The 16,109-nt window shown below is 61.2% G+C and carries 19 protein-coding genes and 2 pseudogenes; 20 read left to right on the forward strand and 1 reads right to left on the reverse strand.

Features of this window, described 5'->3' with window-relative positions; all coding sequences use genetic code 11:
- Positions 1-3 precede the first annotated feature (3 nt).
- The 16 genes and pseudogenes from VGO04_RS23465 to VGO04_RS23540 all read left to right on the forward strand — a co-directional run.
- Positions 4-351 (forward strand): annotated as a pseudogene (locus VGO04_RS23465) (SU10 major capsid protein); the annotation flags it as partial.
- Between the two features lie 252 nt (positions 352-603).
- Positions 604-1,158 carry a phage tail tip lysozyme gene (locus tag VGO04_RS23470; RefSeq protein ID WP_327498371.1) on the forward strand — a complete coding sequence of 185 codons (555 nt, stop codon included), beginning with the start codon at positions 604-606 and terminating at the stop codon, positions 1,156-1,158.
- A gap of 257 nt (positions 1,159-1,415) precedes the next feature.
- Positions 1,416-3,125 (forward strand): hypothetical protein, encoded by a 1,710-nt coding sequence (locus tag VGO04_RS23475; protein WP_327498372.1) that lies wholly within the window; start codon positions 1,416-1,418, stop codon positions 3,123-3,125.
- Between the two features lie 8 nt (positions 3,126-3,133).
- A pseudogene (locus VGO04_RS23480) lies at positions 3,134-3,633 on the forward strand (SU10 major capsid protein); the annotation flags it as partial.
- 117 nt (positions 3,634-3,750) lie between these two features.
- On the forward strand, positions 3,751-4,143 hold the full coding sequence (locus VGO04_RS23485) for a hypothetical protein (protein WP_327498373.1): 393 nt from the start codon (positions 3,751-3,753) through the stop codon (positions 4,141-4,143).
- An 8-nt stretch (positions 4,144-4,151) separates the two neighbouring features.
- The gene (locus VGO04_RS23490; protein WP_327498374.1) at positions 4,152-4,343 is read left to right on the forward strand and encodes a hypothetical protein; all 192 of its coding nucleotides are present in this window, start codon (positions 4,152-4,154) and stop codon (positions 4,341-4,343) included.
- Between the two features lie 214 nt (positions 4,344-4,557).
- Positions 4,558-5,163 carry a hypothetical protein gene (locus VGO04_RS23495; protein ID WP_327498375.1) on the forward strand — a complete coding sequence of 202 codons (606 nt, stop codon included), beginning with the start codon at positions 4,558-4,560 and terminating at the stop codon, positions 5,161-5,163.
- Between the two features lie 496 nt (positions 5,164-5,659).
- Positions 5,660-5,836 carry a hypothetical protein gene (locus VGO04_RS23500; protein ID WP_327498376.1) on the forward strand — a complete coding sequence of 59 codons (177 nt, stop codon included), beginning with the start codon at positions 5,660-5,662 and terminating at the stop codon, positions 5,834-5,836.
- 431 nt (positions 5,837-6,267) lie between these two features.
- Complete coding sequence (locus VGO04_RS23505; protein ID WP_327498377.1) at positions 6,268-6,435, forward strand: hypothetical protein; 168 nt, start codon at positions 6,268-6,270, stop codon at positions 6,433-6,435.
- A 3-nt stretch (positions 6,436-6,438) separates the two neighbouring features.
- Entirely contained in the window at positions 6,439-6,762 is a 324-nt protein-coding gene (locus tag VGO04_RS23510) for a hypothetical protein (protein ID WP_327498378.1), read from the forward strand.
- Positions 6,759-7,358 (forward strand): phage adaptor protein, encoded by a 600-nt coding sequence (locus VGO04_RS23515; RefSeq protein WP_327498379.1) that lies wholly within the window; start codon positions 6,759-6,761, stop codon positions 7,356-7,358. The genes VGO04_RS23510 and VGO04_RS23515 overlap by 4 nt, the downstream gene beginning before the upstream one ends.
- A complete protein-coding gene (locus tag VGO04_RS23520) occupies positions 7,355-7,957 on the forward strand; it encodes a hypothetical protein (RefSeq protein ID WP_327498380.1) in 603 nt (200 codons plus the stop codon). Before VGO04_RS23515 ends, VGO04_RS23520 begins: the two co-directional genes overlap by 4 nt.
- Complete coding sequence (locus tag VGO04_RS23525) at positions 7,954-9,570, forward strand: hypothetical protein (protein ID WP_327498381.1); 1,617 nt, start codon at positions 7,954-7,956, stop codon at positions 9,568-9,570. The genes VGO04_RS23520 and VGO04_RS23525 overlap by 4 nt, the downstream gene beginning before the upstream one ends.
- On the forward strand, positions 9,567-10,013 hold the full coding sequence (locus VGO04_RS23530) for a GNAT family N-acetyltransferase (RefSeq protein WP_327498382.1): 447 nt from the start codon (positions 9,567-9,569) through the stop codon (positions 10,011-10,013). The genes VGO04_RS23525 and VGO04_RS23530 overlap by 4 nt, the downstream gene beginning before the upstream one ends.
- Before the next feature lie 5 nt (positions 10,014-10,018).
- Entirely contained in the window at positions 10,019-11,554 is a 1,536-nt protein-coding gene (locus tag VGO04_RS23535; RefSeq protein WP_327498383.1) for a tail fiber domain-containing protein, read from the forward strand.
- An 88-nt stretch (positions 11,555-11,642) separates the two neighbouring features.
- Positions 11,643-12,824: a hypothetical protein gene (locus tag VGO04_RS23540; RefSeq protein WP_327498384.1), complete on the forward strand. Its 1,182-nt coding sequence runs from the start codon at positions 11,643-11,645 to the stop codon at positions 12,822-12,824.
- Here VGO04_RS23540 and VGO04_RS23545 read toward each other — a convergent pair.
- Positions 12,821-13,000 (reverse strand): hypothetical protein, encoded by a 180-nt coding sequence (locus VGO04_RS23545; protein WP_327498385.1) that lies wholly within the window; start codon positions 12,998-13,000, stop codon positions 12,821-12,823. The genes VGO04_RS23540 and VGO04_RS23545 overlap by 4 nt on opposite strands.
- A gap of 11 nt (positions 13,001-13,011) precedes the next feature.
- Here VGO04_RS23545 and VGO04_RS23550 point away from each other — a divergent pair, with 11 nt between their 5' ends.
- From VGO04_RS23550 to VGO04_RS23565, 4 genes are read left to right on the forward strand one after another with little or no spacing between them, the layout of a single operon-like run.
- A complete protein-coding gene (locus VGO04_RS23550) occupies positions 13,012-14,448 on the forward strand; it encodes a hypothetical protein (protein ID WP_327498386.1) in 1,437 nt (478 codons plus the stop codon).
- Between the two features lie 20 nt (positions 14,449-14,468).
- Complete coding sequence (locus VGO04_RS23555) at positions 14,469-14,942, forward strand: hypothetical protein (protein WP_327498387.1); 474 nt, start codon at positions 14,469-14,471, stop codon at positions 14,940-14,942.
- A gap of 24 nt (positions 14,943-14,966) precedes the next feature.
- On the forward strand, positions 14,967-15,812 hold the full coding sequence (locus VGO04_RS23560) for a hypothetical protein (protein WP_327498388.1): 846 nt from the start codon (positions 14,967-14,969) through the stop codon (positions 15,810-15,812).
- A complete protein-coding gene (locus VGO04_RS23565; RefSeq protein ID WP_327498389.1) occupies positions 15,809-16,012 on the forward strand; it encodes a hypothetical protein in 204 nt (67 codons plus the stop codon). Before VGO04_RS23560 ends, VGO04_RS23565 begins: the two co-directional genes overlap by 4 nt.
- Positions 16,013-16,109: the final 97 nt, after the last annotated feature.

The raw sequence follows: 16,109 nt of genomic DNA on the forward strand, positions 1-16,109 counted from the left end.
ATCGTCCTTTCCGACGCCAATGTCGCGCCGTTCCGTTACGCCGTCTCTCAGGGCGGCGAGCGCAACACGATCGTGGCGTCCGCCGACTATTACGAAGGCCCGTTCGGCACGGTGATGATCCACCCGAACCGGGTGCAGGCGGGAAGCGCGAAGCTCGCGCGCAACGCCTACTTCCTCGACACCGACATGCTCTCCTTCCTCTGGCTGCGCAGCATCCAGGAGGACAAGGCCGTGGCCAAGACCGGCGACGCCGACAAGGGCGTGATCATCGGCGAGGGTACGCTGAAGGTGCACAACGAAAAGGGCCTCGGCGTTGCGGCCGACCTGTTTGGGTTGAGCGCTACGAGCTGAGCCGTTCTGGAGCCTGATCACAAAGCAACTTGAGCGGCTTCAACGAGCCGCTCTCGTTCGCTAGTGCATCGTGATTGGTCACATGTGCTCAGGGTCAGGCAAAGCAGGCAGGACAAATCCCAAACACGTTAGGTGTGAAATGGACCTTGAAGACAAGTTTCTCAACTCGATGGGACTGCCCGCCCGAATTCAATCCGTTCGGGAGGCGATCAAGTACTTCGACGAGAACCCGGAGTGTTGCCGGCCGAACGCATGAAGCCGACCACGGCGCACGACAAACTCTCGGACAATATCGCGTCGCGTATGAAGCGGGATCTGCAGCGGCGCATGCTAATGGGTGAGCACGAGACTGCAGGAATTGTCGGCAATGGTGACCATGAGAGCGGTGGGTTCGGGGCGCTGCGCGGCAACCTCTGGCAACGGGGGTACGATACCGGTCGCTATGAAGGCAATGCTCGCGGTTTTATGCAATGGGACAAAGCGCGCCGGGAGGCATTCGAGGATTGGGCCAAGCAGAACGGCTACGACGCAGAATCGTATGAAGCAAACTACGGCTTTCTGGAGCATGAGCTTCTGAACACGCCGGAGAAGAAAGTTCTGGATCAACTGGACCAGGCAGTCACTGCCGATGACGCCGCGCGTATCGTCGAAAAAGCCTATCTGAGGTCTGGCAAACCGAAGCTTGCAGAGCGCCAGAAGCTGGCGCGCCGGGCCATGAACCTTCCGAACTATGAGCCACCCGTGCCGACGCCGCGCCCTGTCGACGGCCCGCCCTGGTACGCGCCGCGCAGTAAGGTAACCCGCTAGACGGGCTCCGTGACGGGCACGGAAGGCCATGAGCCGGCCGGCCTGATGCCAACGAGCGGTCACGCGCCATTCGTCGGGCGTCGCCGAGCGAACAGCGCTGGCGTGTTCTGCCGGCAAATTTCGATTGCGTGTGTTCTTGTATTGTTCTACAAACATGGCGGGTTTTCAGCGGGCGTAAATCCGGCCTGGTTGCATCGACGCGAAGGCAAGGAACGGGGGCTCCAATCCGGCCTTGACAGTTTCGAGGCGTTTGTCGGATGCGTTTGAGCAACACTATGCAGGTCACGAGGCGAGTTCGGCAGATGGGGTCCAACATTCTCAAGCGTCTTTGCGCGGTCTTCTATCTGCTCGTGTTTGCGACGCCTGCAGCGGCGGTTGAGCGGGACGATGCGGGAAAAGTGTTTGGCGCTTTTCTGGCGTGCAAGGACGATATCTTTTCTCTTCTCACGAGTGACAAGGCAGATTTTCGCGCAATCACGATCGCCCCTTATGACTACGACTCAGACAGAGTAAACGGGCACTACATCGCGTTCGCAGCGCCTGTCCTTGCTTCTGCGCTGCCGCTTGGCAGGTATGTCCAGTTCGAGGCCGTCGGCATTGCGGTTCCGCACTTTGCATGGGGCTTCGAGGTGGAGCGGAATCTGCCTGAGGTTGTCAATGCGATCGGGGCGCTGCTGCCGGGTGAAAGGTTCGTTGCCAAGGATGGTCATCTGCTCGAGTTGAAGCTCAGCACCGAGATGGAGGCACAGCGCAGCGACACATCGGTCGCCCCGGAGGACAGCTACAGGAAAATCGTCATTCGTCAGGCGAACGATCCCGCCCGGACGCTCGTGATGTGCGACGCTTCCAAGGATAGGATGTCGGGTCTGGCAACGGACAAGGAGACGGGAAGGAAACGCCTGCCTTCGCCGGAGGACCTGTTTCCGTCGGTGAAAGGACCGGCTAAAGCCGATAAAATTCTCGACGCTTTCGTCGCCTGCAAGCCCTCGTTCTTCAATGTGCTGTGGAACGAAAGAACGACCTTTCCGCGGGTCCGCGTCGAAGCCTTTGAAAGTCCAGGCAATGCGCCACATGATCCCGAGGCCAAGAATACCTACAACGAAAGCGTGACGTTCGAGCGTCCCGTCAAGGTCGGCGATTTTTCCGTCGTGCGCTTCTTTCAGCGAAGGACGATAGAGGAGGGCAAGCCGACACGCTTTGGCTGGGCCTTTCAGGTGACTGCGACCCCTGCTGAGACCGCGCGGGCGATTGCGGCACGGTACGGGGTGAGATTTGTGGGGGACGGCGATTACTGGTCGCTAAGCTCAAAGGATGCCGCCGCCGGCCCAGTGTCGAAGGATCTCGCGTTCGCTTCTTATTTTGATCCCGACCAGCAGGCGACGGTGACCTGTGAGCCCGACGAAAGCGCAACAAAGGATTTTCGCTTGCCGGGAGCGGAAGAGACTTTCGGATGGGCCGAGCTTGGGCCGCCCCCGCTCATCCGCGGCAACAGGCTGGTGAACGCGTTGCTTCAATGCCGGCAGGACTTCTTCGCGGCGCTGGGCGAGGAGAAGGACGCTTTCGGCAAGGTGACGTTCAAGGATGCCATGGGGCCATATCACGAGCCTGCGGACGTTGCGCGGTCGGCGTTGCGCGTGGGGTTCGAAAAGCCCGTCTATGTCTCTGGCTTTATGCTGACCGGGTACATTCAGGAGCGCGTAGATGTCGCCGGCCAGCCGAAGCTGATCTGGGGGTTCCAAACGCCAGGTGGTGAATACGATCTTATTCGTGTCGCGGAGAACCGTACGGGAAGCAGCTATGCCCGGAACGAAGGCTGGTCGCTTGACCTGGCAGCCGAAGCAACCGGCTATACGCCCTCTGAGGCACTCGGCTTCGCTGACGGTTTCGTTGGTTGTACCACGCCTCTCGCTTCCGGCAAGACGCCGCCAGTGCCGGCCGACCTCTTTCGGAAAGAACATGGGAAGTAGCGACCAGCGGATATCGTTTGGCGCTGGCGCCGACCGACGGCACTTGTGCGCCCCTTCACCAAGGCGATCCTCGACCAGGTGATGCAGACCGGCTACCAGAACGGCGCCAAATTTCCGCCATGTCTCGGTCTCGCCTTACGTCAAGAGCGTGTTCGTCACCTTCATGTCCGACGCCAATGTCGCACCGTTCCGTTACGCCGTCTCGCAAGGCGGTGAGCGCAACACGATCGTGGCCACCGCCGACTATTATGAAGGCCCGTTCGGCACGGTGATGATCCACCCGAACCGGGTGCAGGCGGGCAGCGCGAAGCTCGCGCGCAACGCCTACTTCCTCGACACCGACATGCTCTCCTTCCTCTGGCTGCGCAACATCCAGGAGGACAAGGCGGTCGCCAAGACCGGCGACGCCGACAAGGGCGTGATCATCGGCGAGGGCACCTTGAAGGTGCACAACGAAAAGGGTCTTGGCGTTGCGGCCGATCTGTTTGGGCTGAGTGCTGCGAGCTGATTTTTCGCAGCAGACAACCGCGTCATCATTCTTGCTTGCGGGCGAGGATGATGATCGCTGTTTAGGAAGCGGTTGACACGACCGATAATCTCACAGGCTGGAAGAAGGAATGATACGTTGGATCAAAGGAACAGCGGCAAGAAGATTAAACTCCACTTCGATGGCAAGCGGCTGAACGCCACCGAGAACGGCCGCTACGCCGGCGGCTGGGACGGGGTAGCCGGCATGCCGGGCAAGCAGGGGCCCGAGAACCAGAGGGAGCCCAACGAGGGTCCCATCCCCGAAGGCGTCTACGACGTCGATCAGCTTCAGTATCCGCCGCCGGCGTGGAGCTGGGAGCGTCTAAAGAGCCAAATGGGCGGGGGGAAATGGAGAGGGTTGGAGCGGTCCTGGGGCAATGCGCGAGCGTTTCTGGACGCAAAATCGGTCGTCGATCCGGCGACTGCGCATCGAAACGGCTTTCGATCCATGGCGGTACGAATCCGGGATCGAATGGCTGCATCGATCTGACGAGCGGGATGGACGGGTTTGCAGACTTCTATCGCAAAACCGGGCAATCGGCCGAGTTGAACGTGTCCTATCCCGAATACGACCCCAACAAGCCGAAGGATGCCCGGGCGGCCTCCGATACCGGCGGCCGCTGGGAGCCCGATGGCGCGGGCAACCGGCGCAGTTTCTCACTGCGGGACGCGCTCCGTTTCTGGGAGTGATGTCTTGGGCGCGGCCTGTCGATCGCAGATGCGGCCGCATGTCGTGACACGGCGGCAGGCCCCAGACATTTTTCTTGTGTATGTTCTTGAAATGTTCTGCATGTTTTGCGAGTATGATCGCCGATGTTTCCGCATTGGTCGCATTCAGCAGGACCGATTGACGATGAATGCATGCACGGGGTCGGCGATCGCGGCGTGAGCCCAAGGAGGATACGTGTTCAAAGGTGTGCTTTCTGCGCTCTCGGCGCTGTGGATTGCCGGTTTTGCGTCACCCGCCGACGCAGGGGCGCAGCGCGTGGTCGAAGCGCTGTTTGCCTGCGACATCAGTTTCTTCGAGGTTTTCGCGAGCGAACGAGCGGCGTTTAGCCCCAAGGAAGTCAGGATCAGCCATTTTGCGGAGCAGCGTATAGAGATCGTCAAATTCGATCCGCCGGTGGAAGCGTTTGGACTTCGCCTTACCGGTTACCAGCAGGAGATAGGCTTTTACTATGGCCCGCGGCCGACCTCCTTTGAATGGGGATTTCAGGTTGATGAAACGCCTGCGGGCGCTGCGCTCGCTCTTCGGCACCATTTCCCCGAAGGCTTTGAAGGCAGCGATGAAACGCTGATGGCGCTAAAGTTCCCGACGCAAACCCACAGAAACTTCTCCGTTTCTAAGCCTCGGCTGGCCGGGGAGACCGGCGCCAATCTGCAATGCTCTGTATCGCGAGAGAACCTCGGCAACATCTGGACGCTGCCGGATGTGGTCAACCAGTTCTCCGAGGAATGGGACACCAAGGGCCGATGGTGGGCGCGGGCTATTGACTGGTTTATTGAGTGAGGACGCGGGATTCCCAATCGCTACCACCAACGGAGCGCCGTCATGGGCTATTCCCTACCACCAGGTAAGCTTGTCCATGTACCGACCAGATGAGCTTGCGCGCGCGTGAGGGGCGGATGCTAATGCCGCAGGGGCGGCCCTTTAAAGACAGGCTTTCGGTAACGATACCCCCTAACGAAACAAGATGGGCCGCTTCAAGCGAAGCAGAGATAGCGCCGCCGAAGCATGCCGCACGAGGGGCGTCGAGAAATCCAATCGGGATGGATCGCACGATATCGGCTGGAGTGATTTAGGCTCGGCTGTCGGGGCTCTGCTTGGAGGCGGCGCTGCGTCGGTGGTGGGCACGGCCGACGGACACTACGCAGGAGGCTACGGGCCTGGTCTTATCAAGGAAACCGGAAGAGCCGTCGGGCGAGGCGGCTTCAACGGCGACCTGCGTTGAAAAGCGATCCTCCAACGATGGCGTTGGGCAGATCCTCACTCTTGGGACTGAGATATGTACCATCTGAAAGAAGCGTTGATATTTGCGGCGTTTGCCTACGTGTCTATCTCCTTTTTCGATCGAGCTTTGAAAATATCGCCAAGACTGACAGCGGTGCCAAGGGCCATAGGAAGATTTGCCGCGGCGTTGCTTGCGGTGCTGTTCGTCAGATACCTGCTGTTGCCGCTCTAGGCAGAAACTGCTGCGGGCGGCAGCGCCGACGCAACGTTGGCTGATGGCGCCAATGAAAGCCCGGTACGGGACGTCGCTGTCTGGCTCCAACTGGCGTCGAATGGCATGTCGACGTTGTGAGTTTCTGCAGCAAGCGTCGGCCACGTCGAACGGGCCATGGTTCCGGATTTGCGACGCCTGACGCGGCCTTCATAGGCACGCATACCCCGCAGAGGTTTTTGCGACCCAACCGATGCAGGCGGTCGTCCACCAGAGCGAGCCTGCGATCGCGACCGCCCGTGCACCCGCGCGAGCTCGGGGGTCACCGTTGTCGCAATGACGCATGACACCTGATGCCGGATGCGGACGTGTGATCGGCATCCGCTCCCCTTTCAAAAGTACAGTTTTGCCAAGGCGGCTCTCCAGGGTCGCCTTTTTTCATGGAGATTTTTATGTCCGACGCAAAGAAGCCCGTTCCCGTCCGTCTCGTCTACGACGTCTGGTTTGAGGAGGGTGAACGCACGGCCGCTGGCACGACCGTGTCTGTCAGCCTTGATGAGGCCAAGGCACTGATCGCCGCTGGCAAGGCCGAGCGCGCAGACCCGCTGCCGGGAGAGTGAGCCATGGTAATCCGTGATGGAGCCTGGACGCTCTACGACCACGACAGAATGACGGGGCGCTCGGTCTGGCACCACTTCGACGGGGAGAAGGACGTCTATCGCGTCGACTATCCGGTCGACAATCTGGTGAGCGAGAACCAGGACGTGCGCAACAGCGCGGAAAAGATCTGGCGCGGCGACTGGCATCGCGTGGCCTCGATACCGCTCAACATTGCGCATGCCTCGGGCCTGGTGTCCGCGCATTCGCAAGGCGATGACCGCTTCGTCAAACGCTTCCTCAACGACGGCGACAACCGTGCCTGGCGCACCAAGGAGGGTTCGTTATGAGCATTGCAGATTATGGGGCGTTGCTTGTCGATGCCGGGGAATACAGCGGGCGCAATGATGTCGCCCAGCTTTTTCCAAGATTCGTCGGACTTGCTGAACTGAAACTCAACCGGGTGCTGCGCGTGAGCGACATGGAGCCAACGGCGGCAATCACCGTGGTAGACGGCGATGCACCTCTGCCGGCGGATTTTCTCGAGGCGCGCCAGGTTCTGACTGCAGGCGGCAGGACGATCCGCGCCGTTGCCCTGCAACAGCTTGCCGAGTGCGGTGTTGCCGGAGCCGGATCGCCGCTCGGCTATGCGATCGTCGGCAACCGGATCAAGCTTTTTGCCGCCGGCAGCCAAGAGTTGACCGTGACCTACTATCGCAAGCTCCCGCCGCTTTCTGCCGCGAGCCCGACCAACTGGCTGCTTGAAAAGGCGCCTGACGTCTACCTCTACGGGCTGGTCGAGGAAATCGCCATCTGGGAGCGAGACGCCGGCAAGGCGGCCGCTGCACAACAACTGAAGATGGCAGCCCTTTCGGGGCTCGGTGTTGCCGACGAACGCGCCCGCTGGGGCAACGCCCAGATGTCGGTCGGAGGGGTGACGCCATGACCTTGCTTTCGGCAATCAACGAGGTTTGCGATATCGTTTCGCTCGACCGTTTCGAGAGTATCTATGGTTCGAACGATCCGAATGCCCAGACGATGGTGGCGCTTGCGCAGGAGGCGGGCGAGGAAATCTCCCGTCGCGGTGACTGGCGGATGATGCTGAAGCAGCATGTGGCGCTGACATCCCCCATGAACCTGCCGGGAGACTACCAGCGGCTGACGCCGGGTGGCGCCGTCAGGACCGCATCCGGCGCCTGCTTCCGGCCGATCACCAACAGTTCGCAATGGGCGATCGTCAGGGGCACGCCATCGACGCAGCCGTATTTTTTCCTGCTTGGATCGCAGATGCTCTTTTCGCCGACGGCGGCCGGGACCGGCGCGGTTGTCGACTACCTCTCGAAAAACTGGGTGTTGGGCGATCCGTTCGAGGAGCGCGACACGCTGAAAGCGGATGACGACCGAACGCTGTTTCCAGAGCGCCTGCTCGGCAAGGGCATTCTCTGGCGGTGGAAACGCCAGAAAGGCCTGCCGTTCGATGACTGCCTTGCCGAATTCGAGGCCGATCTCGCGCAGGAGCTCAATGCCGACAGGGGGGCATCATGAGAGTGGATCTGAAGCCCGGGCGGATCGGGCAGAGCAATCGCGGCGCGACGAGCATCGGGCAGCAGCAGACCTCGCAGCCAATGACGTTTCCAGCGCCGATCAACGGGCTCGTCACGGCAGCCGACATGGCCTCGCAGCAACCGGGATCTGCGACCGTGCTGCGCAACTTTTTGCCCACGCTCGTCGGCTGCCGCATTCGCGGCGGCTCGCAGAAGCGGGGACGCGCGGCAGACGGCGGCGCCATTCGAAGTGCCTTCAAGTACAAGTATGGCGCCACGGAAAAGCTCTTCATGGCAACGGACACGGCCATCTACGACATGACCTCGCCGGCAGCGCCGCCTGCGACAACGGTGGCCGCTGTCAGCGGACTTTCCGGCGGCAACTGGTGCTCCTTTCAGCACACGAATGCCGGCGGCCCGAACCTCATTTGCCTCAACGGAGCCGACCCGCGCCAAGTCTTTAACGGCAGCACCTGGACGACGGCGCCGGCAATCAGCTTTACTGACGCAACGACAATGGCGCAGCTCAACTACGGTTGGCTCTTCAAGAACCGGCAGTTCTTTTTGAAGAACGCGACGCTCGACGCCTACTATTTGCCGGTCAACTCGATTGGCGGCGCGGCCGCGCTGTTTCCCCTGGGCGGGGTGATGAAAAGGGGAGGCTCGTTGCTGACGGGCTTTTCCTGGTCGCTCGAAAGCGGCGACGGCCTTTCCGATCTCTGCGTCTTCGTTTCGACGGAAGGGGAGGTTGCCGTCTATGCCGGTTCCGATCCGGGTGATGCCAACAATTTCGGCTTGAAAGGCGTCTACCAGATCGGCCGCCCGCTCGGCAAAAATGCCTGGATCCGGGCCGGCGGCGATGTCCTGATCGCGACCAGCGACGGGCTGACGCCGATTTCGCAGGTGTTCCAGCGCGACCGCGAGGCCTTGAGCCAGGTTTCGATCTCTCGGCCGATCGAGGACGACTGGCGCCGGGCGGCAAACGCGACTGGCGCTGGCTGGGTTATAAAGCAGTGGCCGGAACAGAACCTCGTCTTCATTGCCTTTCCCAGCAGCAGCGTCGCTGCCGACACGACGTTCGTGCTGAACGTCTTGAACGGCCGCTGGGCGACGATCAGCAATTGGAAGGCGAGCTGCTACGAAACGTTGCAGGGTGGGCTGTTCTTCGGCTCGGACGGCGGGCACTGCTGGCAGGGTGACACGACCGGAACGGACGACGGATTGACCTTCACTGCGGCCTATCTTTCGCAGTTCATGCCGGCCGGCCAGTTCGGCAGGCGTGCGCAGGCGACCCTTGCGCGGATGTTCTTCCGCGCGAAAAGCCGGCCCAAGGTGCGCCTTTTTGCCCGCGCCGATTTCGACAGGTCGATCCCGCCTTCACCTCAGGTCACGGTCGGCAACGCCGCCTCGTCGGAATGGGACGTGGGGCTTTGGGACAAGGGTGTCTGGGACGCCTTGGCGCAGCAGCTTCGCTACAGCTTTCGCCAGAACGTGCGGGCAGCGGGAGACATGCTGGCCGTTGGATGTGCCGTTACATCAGGCGGTGCTGTGAAGCTCGATCTTGAGGTGGATCTCGCAACGCTGCAGGTGGAGGCCGGGGAGGCCAGTACATGAGGCTCCTGTGGGGCGGCGAGGGTGACCCTGCGGCAAACCAGGTGATCGCCGATTTCGTTTCAGCCCATATCCCCGGCTGTTCTCGCGGCTTTGCCGACTTCACCACCATGGGCGTCCTCGACAACGCGGCGCTTGTTGCCGGCGTCGTCTATCACAACTATGCGCCGGAGGCGGGCGTCATCGAACTTTCGGCCGCCTCGACCAGCAAGCGCTGGCTGACGCGGCCGGTGCTGAGAGCCATGTTTGGCTACCCTTTCGATGAGATCGGCTGCCAGATGATCGTTTTGCGCGTCTCCGAGCGCAATGCGGGGATGATCGCGATCGCCGAACGTTTCGGCTTTTCTCCCCATCGAATTCCCCGTCTTCGCGGACGGGACGAGGCGGAGATCCTCTTCACACTCACAGACAACGCCTGGCGGGCGCATCCCGCCAACAGAAGGTAGAGACCATGGGAAAACCCAAAGCTCCGAAGCCGCCGGATCCACGCGAGACAGCGGCAGCACAGACCTCGACCAACATTGGCACCGCCGTTGCCAACGGAACACTCGGCAACATCAACCAGGTGACGCCGGATGGCAGCCTGACCTATTCGCAGACGGGCAGCCGCAAGTGGACGGACCCGATGAACGGCGCCATCTACGACCTGCCGATCTGGACGGCAACGCAGACGCTTTCGCCGGCGCAGCAGGCGATCAAGGACCAGACGGACGCTGCCGAGAAAAACATGGCGACACTCGCCAACAACCAGTCGGCGCGGCTGAACGATCTGCTTGGCCGGCCGATCGATCTTTCCGGCGCTCCGGCAGCCGGAAATCCCAATGCGATCAACCTGCCGCAGTATCAGCAATACGGCCCGGGGCCGACGCTGCAGACGACGCTGCCGAACGCGGGCACGGCTCAAGGCACTGTCGCAAATGCTGGGGCGATCCAGAGCTCGCTCGGCAATGCGGGTGACATCAAGCGCAGCTACGAGACGGATTTCGACACCAAGCGCTATGAAGACGCGCTGATGGCGCGCATGAACCCGCAGCTGGACCGGGACCGTTCCGCCCTGGAAACGCAACTTGCAAACCAGGGCCTCCAACCGGGATCCGACGCCTACAACAGGGCGATCGACCAGGCGAACCGCCAGGCGAACGATGCACGCTTCGGGGCAATCCTCAATGCGGGGCAGGAGCAATCCCGCCAGGTGGGGCTCGCGCAGCAGGCGGCAGCCTTTCAGAACGCGGCACAGCAGCAGGCGTATGGCCAGATGCTTCAAAACGGCCAATTCGCCAACCAGGCGCAGAACCAGCAATACACCCAGAACGCCAACAACATGCAGCTGGCCAATGCCGCGCAGCAGCAGAACTTCAATCAGGCGCTTGCCGCCGCCGGCTTCAGTAACGACGCCCTACAGCAGATGCACCAGAACAGCCAGTCGACGACGGCGGCGAACAATACGCTGAAGGACCAGAGCTTCAACGCCCAGCAGGCCCAGCTGGCGGCGCAGAATGCGGCGCGGGCGCAATATCTCAACGAGATGTATGCGCAGCGCAACCAGCCGATCAACGAAATATCGAGCCTGCTTTCCGGCGCCCAGGTCAGCAGCCCGAACTTCGTGCCCACACAGGGCCAAAGGATCGAGGCACCGAACTACATGGGGATGGTGCAAAACAACTACCAAGGGCAGCTCGACGCTTACAAGACGCGGGTAAGTGCCGGCACCGATCTTCTTGGCAAGGTGCTGGGCATGCCGATGTGGGGCGGCAAGGCCGATTCAGACAGGCGGCTGAAAAAGGACATCAAGAAGGTCGGCAAGCTCGAAGGGCATGCGCTCTACGAGTACCGCTACAAGGATGAGCCTGCACGTGGCCCCAAACATATCGGCGTGATGGCGCAAGAGGTCGAAAAGTCCCGTCCCGATGTCGTCAGCCGCGGCCCCGACGGCATGCGCCGCGTGGACTATGGCCGGCTTTTTTCGGCTGGGCGGAAGAGGCGGTAGGCGCGGTGCCGCGGAATGCGCTCGGGGCACATATGCACGTAGCGTCGCGGGGAAACACGGTCGAGGCACCAACAGACAAGGCAGATCTATGGCAAAGGAACGAAACATACGAAGTGTATTGCCGCAAGCATCGGGTCGTCGTCAGCAAAGCTGGCCGTCCTTGGAAAACTATAGGGGTGTGGAGAGATCGCCGGCAACGGCTTTTGATTCCATGGCCTCCGCTATGGCGGATGCAGACATTGACGACGCGCCGCGTGCGCTGCCCCTGCCGTCGCAGGGAGGCCGTGTGCGCTACGGATCGTCGAGTAATCGACCAACCATCGACCGGAGCGTTGGCAACGCGCCGAGTGTGCCCGACGTGCTCCCGAGCCGGGCCGACGCTGATACGAAAGCTGGCGGGCCGTCGCGGCTTATCTCTCAAGACAGGTTGTCAGCCTCTGAGGCGGCTTACGCAAGGTTCAAGGCGCCCAAGCAATCCGTTGAAGAAGAGGGGTGGGCGGACACGATCGCGGATTATGCCGGGGATGTCGGCGACGCAGCTGCCGCTTTTGGAACCGGCGCCGTGGACGGCGTTCCAATGGTTGGCCCCTTCGCGCTCGGCGCCGTGGAGCATGCTGCAGCCGCCTTGGCTGCTCCATTCACGGAGGATGACTACTGGGAGACCCTTGACGGTATCCAAAACTATCGACGGCGTGTGCAAGACGAGAACCCGGGCTGGACCATGGCTGGGAACGTCGCTGGCGACATCGCTTCCTCCGTCTATATGCCGCTGCCCAAAATCAAGAAGGTAGGTGAAGTTGGCTTCGGTATCGTGAGCGGAATTGCCGGTGAGATGGCGAAGAACGGCGCCACCATGGACAATGCCATCAAAGGCGGCGTGGAGAGCGTTCTCAACAACATTCCAGTCGCCGATAAGATCATGGAAAGGTTCGCCGGTAAGGGCACTAACGTGGAATGGCTCACCGGCAAGGCGATCAACAAAGCAAACCAGGTGCTCAAGAAAAACACCCATATGTATGTCTCATCGCCACACCGAGCAAATGCGGCATTCGCGGCCAAGAAGGGAGCCGATGCCTTGACGGCCAAGGGAAATGGCGCGGTTGTGGACCAAGTGATGAAACAATTCTCCGATCAGCCCGTCGACCTTAACGATCCCTCGCTTCCATGGTGGCGGCGTGGCTCGTGGCTGCCCTATGGAACCCCTGTGTCGCGCGGAAAACGGAATCCGCTGAATGAGGTGCATTGGCTGAAACAGCCGGATCAACTCTAGTCGTCCGACACGATAGACAGCCGAATGATGCGATGCTCTTGCGGATGCTTTGCAGCCAGTCGGCTTGCGATCATTTCGCCGAGCACGGCCTGTGCGAACATCCGCCCTCCACCGCAAGTCCAGCTTAAGTCACCGATGACGCGACCAGCCTCCGGCTGGGACGTCTTATCTTTCATGGAGAACCGCCATGCCCAGAACAGGGGGAGTCTATTCGCCTCCCGCCGGCACCAAAGGCGTGCCGAACACCACTATTCAAAGCGTTCCCTATAACACTCTGATTGATGACCTGACCGCTGATGCCAACACGGCGCGCCCGGTGACGGCCGGCGGCACCGGCGCAACCTCTGCGAGCGCTGCGCGTGCAGCACTCGGCGTCGAGATCGGGACGAACGTACAGGCCTATGACGCGGGCCTGCAGTCGATCGCCGGACTGACGACGACCGCGAACAAAATGCTCTATACGACCGACACCGACGTCTATGCGACGACGGCGCTGACGCCTCTTGGTCGAACCCTCCTTGGCGGTGTCGATGCGGCATCGATGAGGGGGACGCTCGGGCTCGCCGCGGTGGCTGCGTCAGGATCCGCGAACGACATAGCTTCAGGCACGCTTAACGACGCGCGGCTGCCGACGACGATGTCAGCCAAGATCTTCAACGGGACGATCTCTGGAACGCGTATCGAACTGAACGGTAGCTACGTCACCACCGGAGCGGATTTTATCTTCCGAAATGCCGGCAACAAGCACATCTGGTTCCGCACCCCGGCTGACGTAAACCGTGCGCTACTTTACAACGAGGTTGCCGACAACTCGCTGAGGCTCGTGCTATACAACGCTTCAGGAGCGTTCGTGCGGGCGCTTTCATTCCGAGAGAGCGATGGCATGCTAACGGTCGAGGGGCCGATTGCTGTCGGCCTTAACACGATCACTGGCGGCGACATCACCGCCAGCCGTGGTAACGGAACAGGCGTCATCTTCTTGGGTGGCGGCTCTCGATACCTCCACTACGACGGCAGCAAATACGTGATGCCCGCCGCAAACCTGCTTCTAGGCGACGCCACTTACCAGACGGATGGCAACGTCATTTTCGCTGGGGGAATGGCAGCCTACGGCGGCTCGCTTGCGGCAGCCTTGAGCAACAAGGTTTCCTCCGGAGGAGAAGCCGGCTCCGCCCGTTACCTTAAGCAGGGTGGAGCCTCCGGTGGCGTCAACATGCAGTTTAACTGGTCCGGTCAGGGCGGACAGCCCAACTGGCTTTGGGGCGGCAACGACGGCACCAACATGTACGTCTACAACCCCTCGAACTTCAACGTGAACTGGGCCAACAATTCGGGCAATGCAGACACGGTTGACGGGCTCCACGCTGCTGCCTTCGCTCAAATCTATACCGGAAGCAACGCTGGCGAATTGAACTTCCCTTTAGGTCACACGATCGCCCTTGGTCACAACGGTGGCCTTGTCGCGCGAAACGCGACGATTATTCCCAATATCTACGCGGGCGATAGCGCCCAATATGTCGGATACGCGAGCGGTGGCATATTGTCTGGAACTTGGCGTGTTCGTGGGCTGACAGCGACTTTTGGCGGTGCTTCAAACGGCTGGCTCGTGCAGCGAGTTGCATAGAAAGGAGAGAGGTCAAGACGATGCCGACAGTTCACAAGATTCATTCGGTCAAAGCCACGCCCACCTCGGGCGTGTATAGCGTTGACGTAACAATCACCACTCTGGACGGGGACACGATAAGAGATGCTTTCATAAGTCGGCCAGATGATCCCTATGGCGTTGGCCCAGCGGTTCGCCAATGGCTCTCGGAAAACCCGGACTTTCCCATCGGCGCCTATGTTCCACCTGACGTAGATACTATCCGCGCCAGCATGCCGTCGCTTTCCGCACGTCAGTTTCGTTTAGGCTTGCTCGCCGAAGGCGTCCGGTCGTCCCAAGTGACGGCGCTGATTGAGGCAATGCCGGAGGGGTCGGCCAAAGGGGTAGCCCAGATCGAATGGGAATACGCGACCACCTTTGTCCGCACGCAGCCTTTGGTTGCGGAGATTGGCGCCGGGCTTGGTCTCAGCGACGAGCGGATCGATTCCATGTGGACCGCTGCCGTAGACCTCTAATCTCACTCAACGATTGGTGTTTTCATGAACAAAGCAGCGTTTTACGCGGCCTTGCGCTGGCGTGCGCCTGGAGAGCTGGGGATGTCCTTTTCTCAACCACAAGTGAATGGCGTCGAGGCCATTCTCGATGAGGCCGGGCGCCGCGACATAAGTCTCCTTCATCTGGCCGCGATACTGGCCGAGGCCTATCATGAGACCGGGGGCGCCATGCGGCCGGTTGAGGAAGATCTGAATTATTCGGCAAAGCGGCTCATGCAGGTGTGGCCGGCCCGGTTTCCGACGCTTGCGAGTGCGGAGCCTTATGCGAACAACCCTCGGGCGCTCGCAAACAGGGTTTATGGTGGTCGGCTCGGCAACGTTGGGGCTGATCACGGCTGGCTATATCGCGGGCGGGGTCTGGCGCAGATCACCGGTAGGGCGAACTATATGAAGTTCGGGCTGGCCGATGCGCCGGACCGGGCGAACGATATGGCGACGGCGGTGCGTGTTCTTTTTGATGGAATGATCGAAGGGCTGTTTACCGGTCGGCGATTGTCCGACTTCGACACCGTCGGCGGCAGCCCGGCTGATTCCGGTTATCGCTATGCCGCATCGCGGGCAATCATCAACAATGATGTCAGGCAAAACGGCGCGAAGATCGAGGCCTTTGGCCGGTCGTTCGAGGCGGCGTTGCGCGAGGCCGGATATGGCGGCGACGGTCTCCCGGGACCGGAGCCGTGCGACAAGGGCGTCGTCGTGACGTTTCGGCCGCACGGGCCGAGGCGTGGTCCGGAGAACGAGGTTCCTGGTGAGGCGCACCGATCCTCACCCGGCTTCCTCGGTCGCCTCCTTGAGGCTGCTGCCGCGGGTCTTGCGAGGTGGGTGAAATGAGCGCCGTGGTCGTTCGCATCTTGCTGCGCTATGGCGCCGGCCTGCTCGTTGCCAAGGGGATGCTTGCGCCAGAGGCGGGCCCCGCACTTGCCGAGGATCCGGATCTCCAGATGCTGCTGCAGGTTGGCGCCGGCCTTGTCGCAGGCGCGGCCTGCGAGGGCTGGTACCTGCTTGCACGACGCCTTGGCTGGGCGAAGTGATGTTGCCCTGGCCCAGACTGATCGTCGGTGGGCTTATCATTGCCGGTATCGCCTGGCTGGTTCACGAAATCCGCAGGGACGGGGCCCGATCCTTTGC

This window comes from Ensifer sp., from assembly GCF_035999185.1.
Taxonomy (GTDB): domain Bacteria; phylum Pseudomonadota; class Alphaproteobacteria; order Rhizobiales; family Rhizobiaceae; genus Ensifer.

Excerpts from the sequence above, each read along its gene's own strand:
- VGO04_RS23470 (WP_327498371.1), top strand. The coding sequence starts at position 604 with ATGAAGCCGACCACGGCGCACGACAAACTCTCGGACAATATCGCGTCG.
- VGO04_RS23475 (WP_327498372.1), top strand. The coding sequence starts at position 1,416 with ATGCGTTTGAGCAACACTATGCAGGTCACGAGGCGAGTTCGGCAGATG.
- VGO04_RS23490 (WP_327498374.1), top strand. The coding sequence starts at position 4,152 with ATGGACGGGTTTGCAGACTTCTATCGCAAAACCGGGCAATCGGCCGAG.
- VGO04_RS23500 (WP_327498376.1), top strand. The coding sequence starts at position 5,660 with ATGTACCATCTGAAAGAAGCGTTGATATTTGCGGCGTTTGCCTACGTG.
- VGO04_RS23505 (WP_327498377.1), top strand. The coding sequence starts at position 6,268 with ATGTCCGACGCAAAGAAGCCCGTTCCCGTCCGTCTCGTCTACGACGTC.
- VGO04_RS23510 (WP_327498378.1), top strand. The coding sequence starts at position 6,439 with ATGGTAATCCGTGATGGAGCCTGGACGCTCTACGACCACGACAGAATG.
- VGO04_RS23515 (WP_327498379.1), top strand. The coding sequence starts at position 6,759 with ATGAGCATTGCAGATTATGGGGCGTTGCTTGTCGATGCCGGGGAATAC.
- VGO04_RS23520 (WP_327498380.1), top strand. The coding sequence starts at position 7,355 with ATGACCTTGCTTTCGGCAATCAACGAGGTTTGCGATATCGTTTCGCTC.
- VGO04_RS23525 (WP_327498381.1), top strand. The coding sequence starts at position 7,954 with ATGAGAGTGGATCTGAAGCCCGGGCGGATCGGGCAGAGCAATCGCGGC.
- VGO04_RS23530 (WP_327498382.1), top strand. The coding sequence starts at position 9,567 with ATGAGGCTCCTGTGGGGCGGCGAGGGTGACCCTGCGGCAAACCAGGTG.
- VGO04_RS23535 (WP_327498383.1), top strand. The coding sequence starts at position 10,019 with ATGGGAAAACCCAAAGCTCCGAAGCCGCCGGATCCACGCGAGACAGCG.
- VGO04_RS23540 (WP_327498384.1), top strand. The coding sequence starts at position 11,643 with ATGGCAAAGGAACGAAACATACGAAGTGTATTGCCGCAAGCATCGGGT.
- VGO04_RS23545 (WP_327498385.1), bottom strand. The coding sequence starts at position 13,000 with ATGAAAGATAAGACGTCCCAGCCGGAGGCTGGTCGCGTCATCGGTGAC.
- VGO04_RS23550 (WP_327498386.1), top strand. The coding sequence starts at position 13,012 with ATGCCCAGAACAGGGGGAGTCTATTCGCCTCCCGCCGGCACCAAAGGC.
- VGO04_RS23555 (WP_327498387.1), top strand. The coding sequence starts at position 14,469 with ATGCCGACAGTTCACAAGATTCATTCGGTCAAAGCCACGCCCACCTCG.
- VGO04_RS23560 (WP_327498388.1), top strand. The coding sequence starts at position 14,967 with ATGAACAAAGCAGCGTTTTACGCGGCCTTGCGCTGGCGTGCGCCTGGA.
- VGO04_RS23565 (WP_327498389.1), top strand. The coding sequence starts at position 15,809 with ATGAGCGCCGTGGTCGTTCGCATCTTGCTGCGCTATGGCGCCGGCCTG.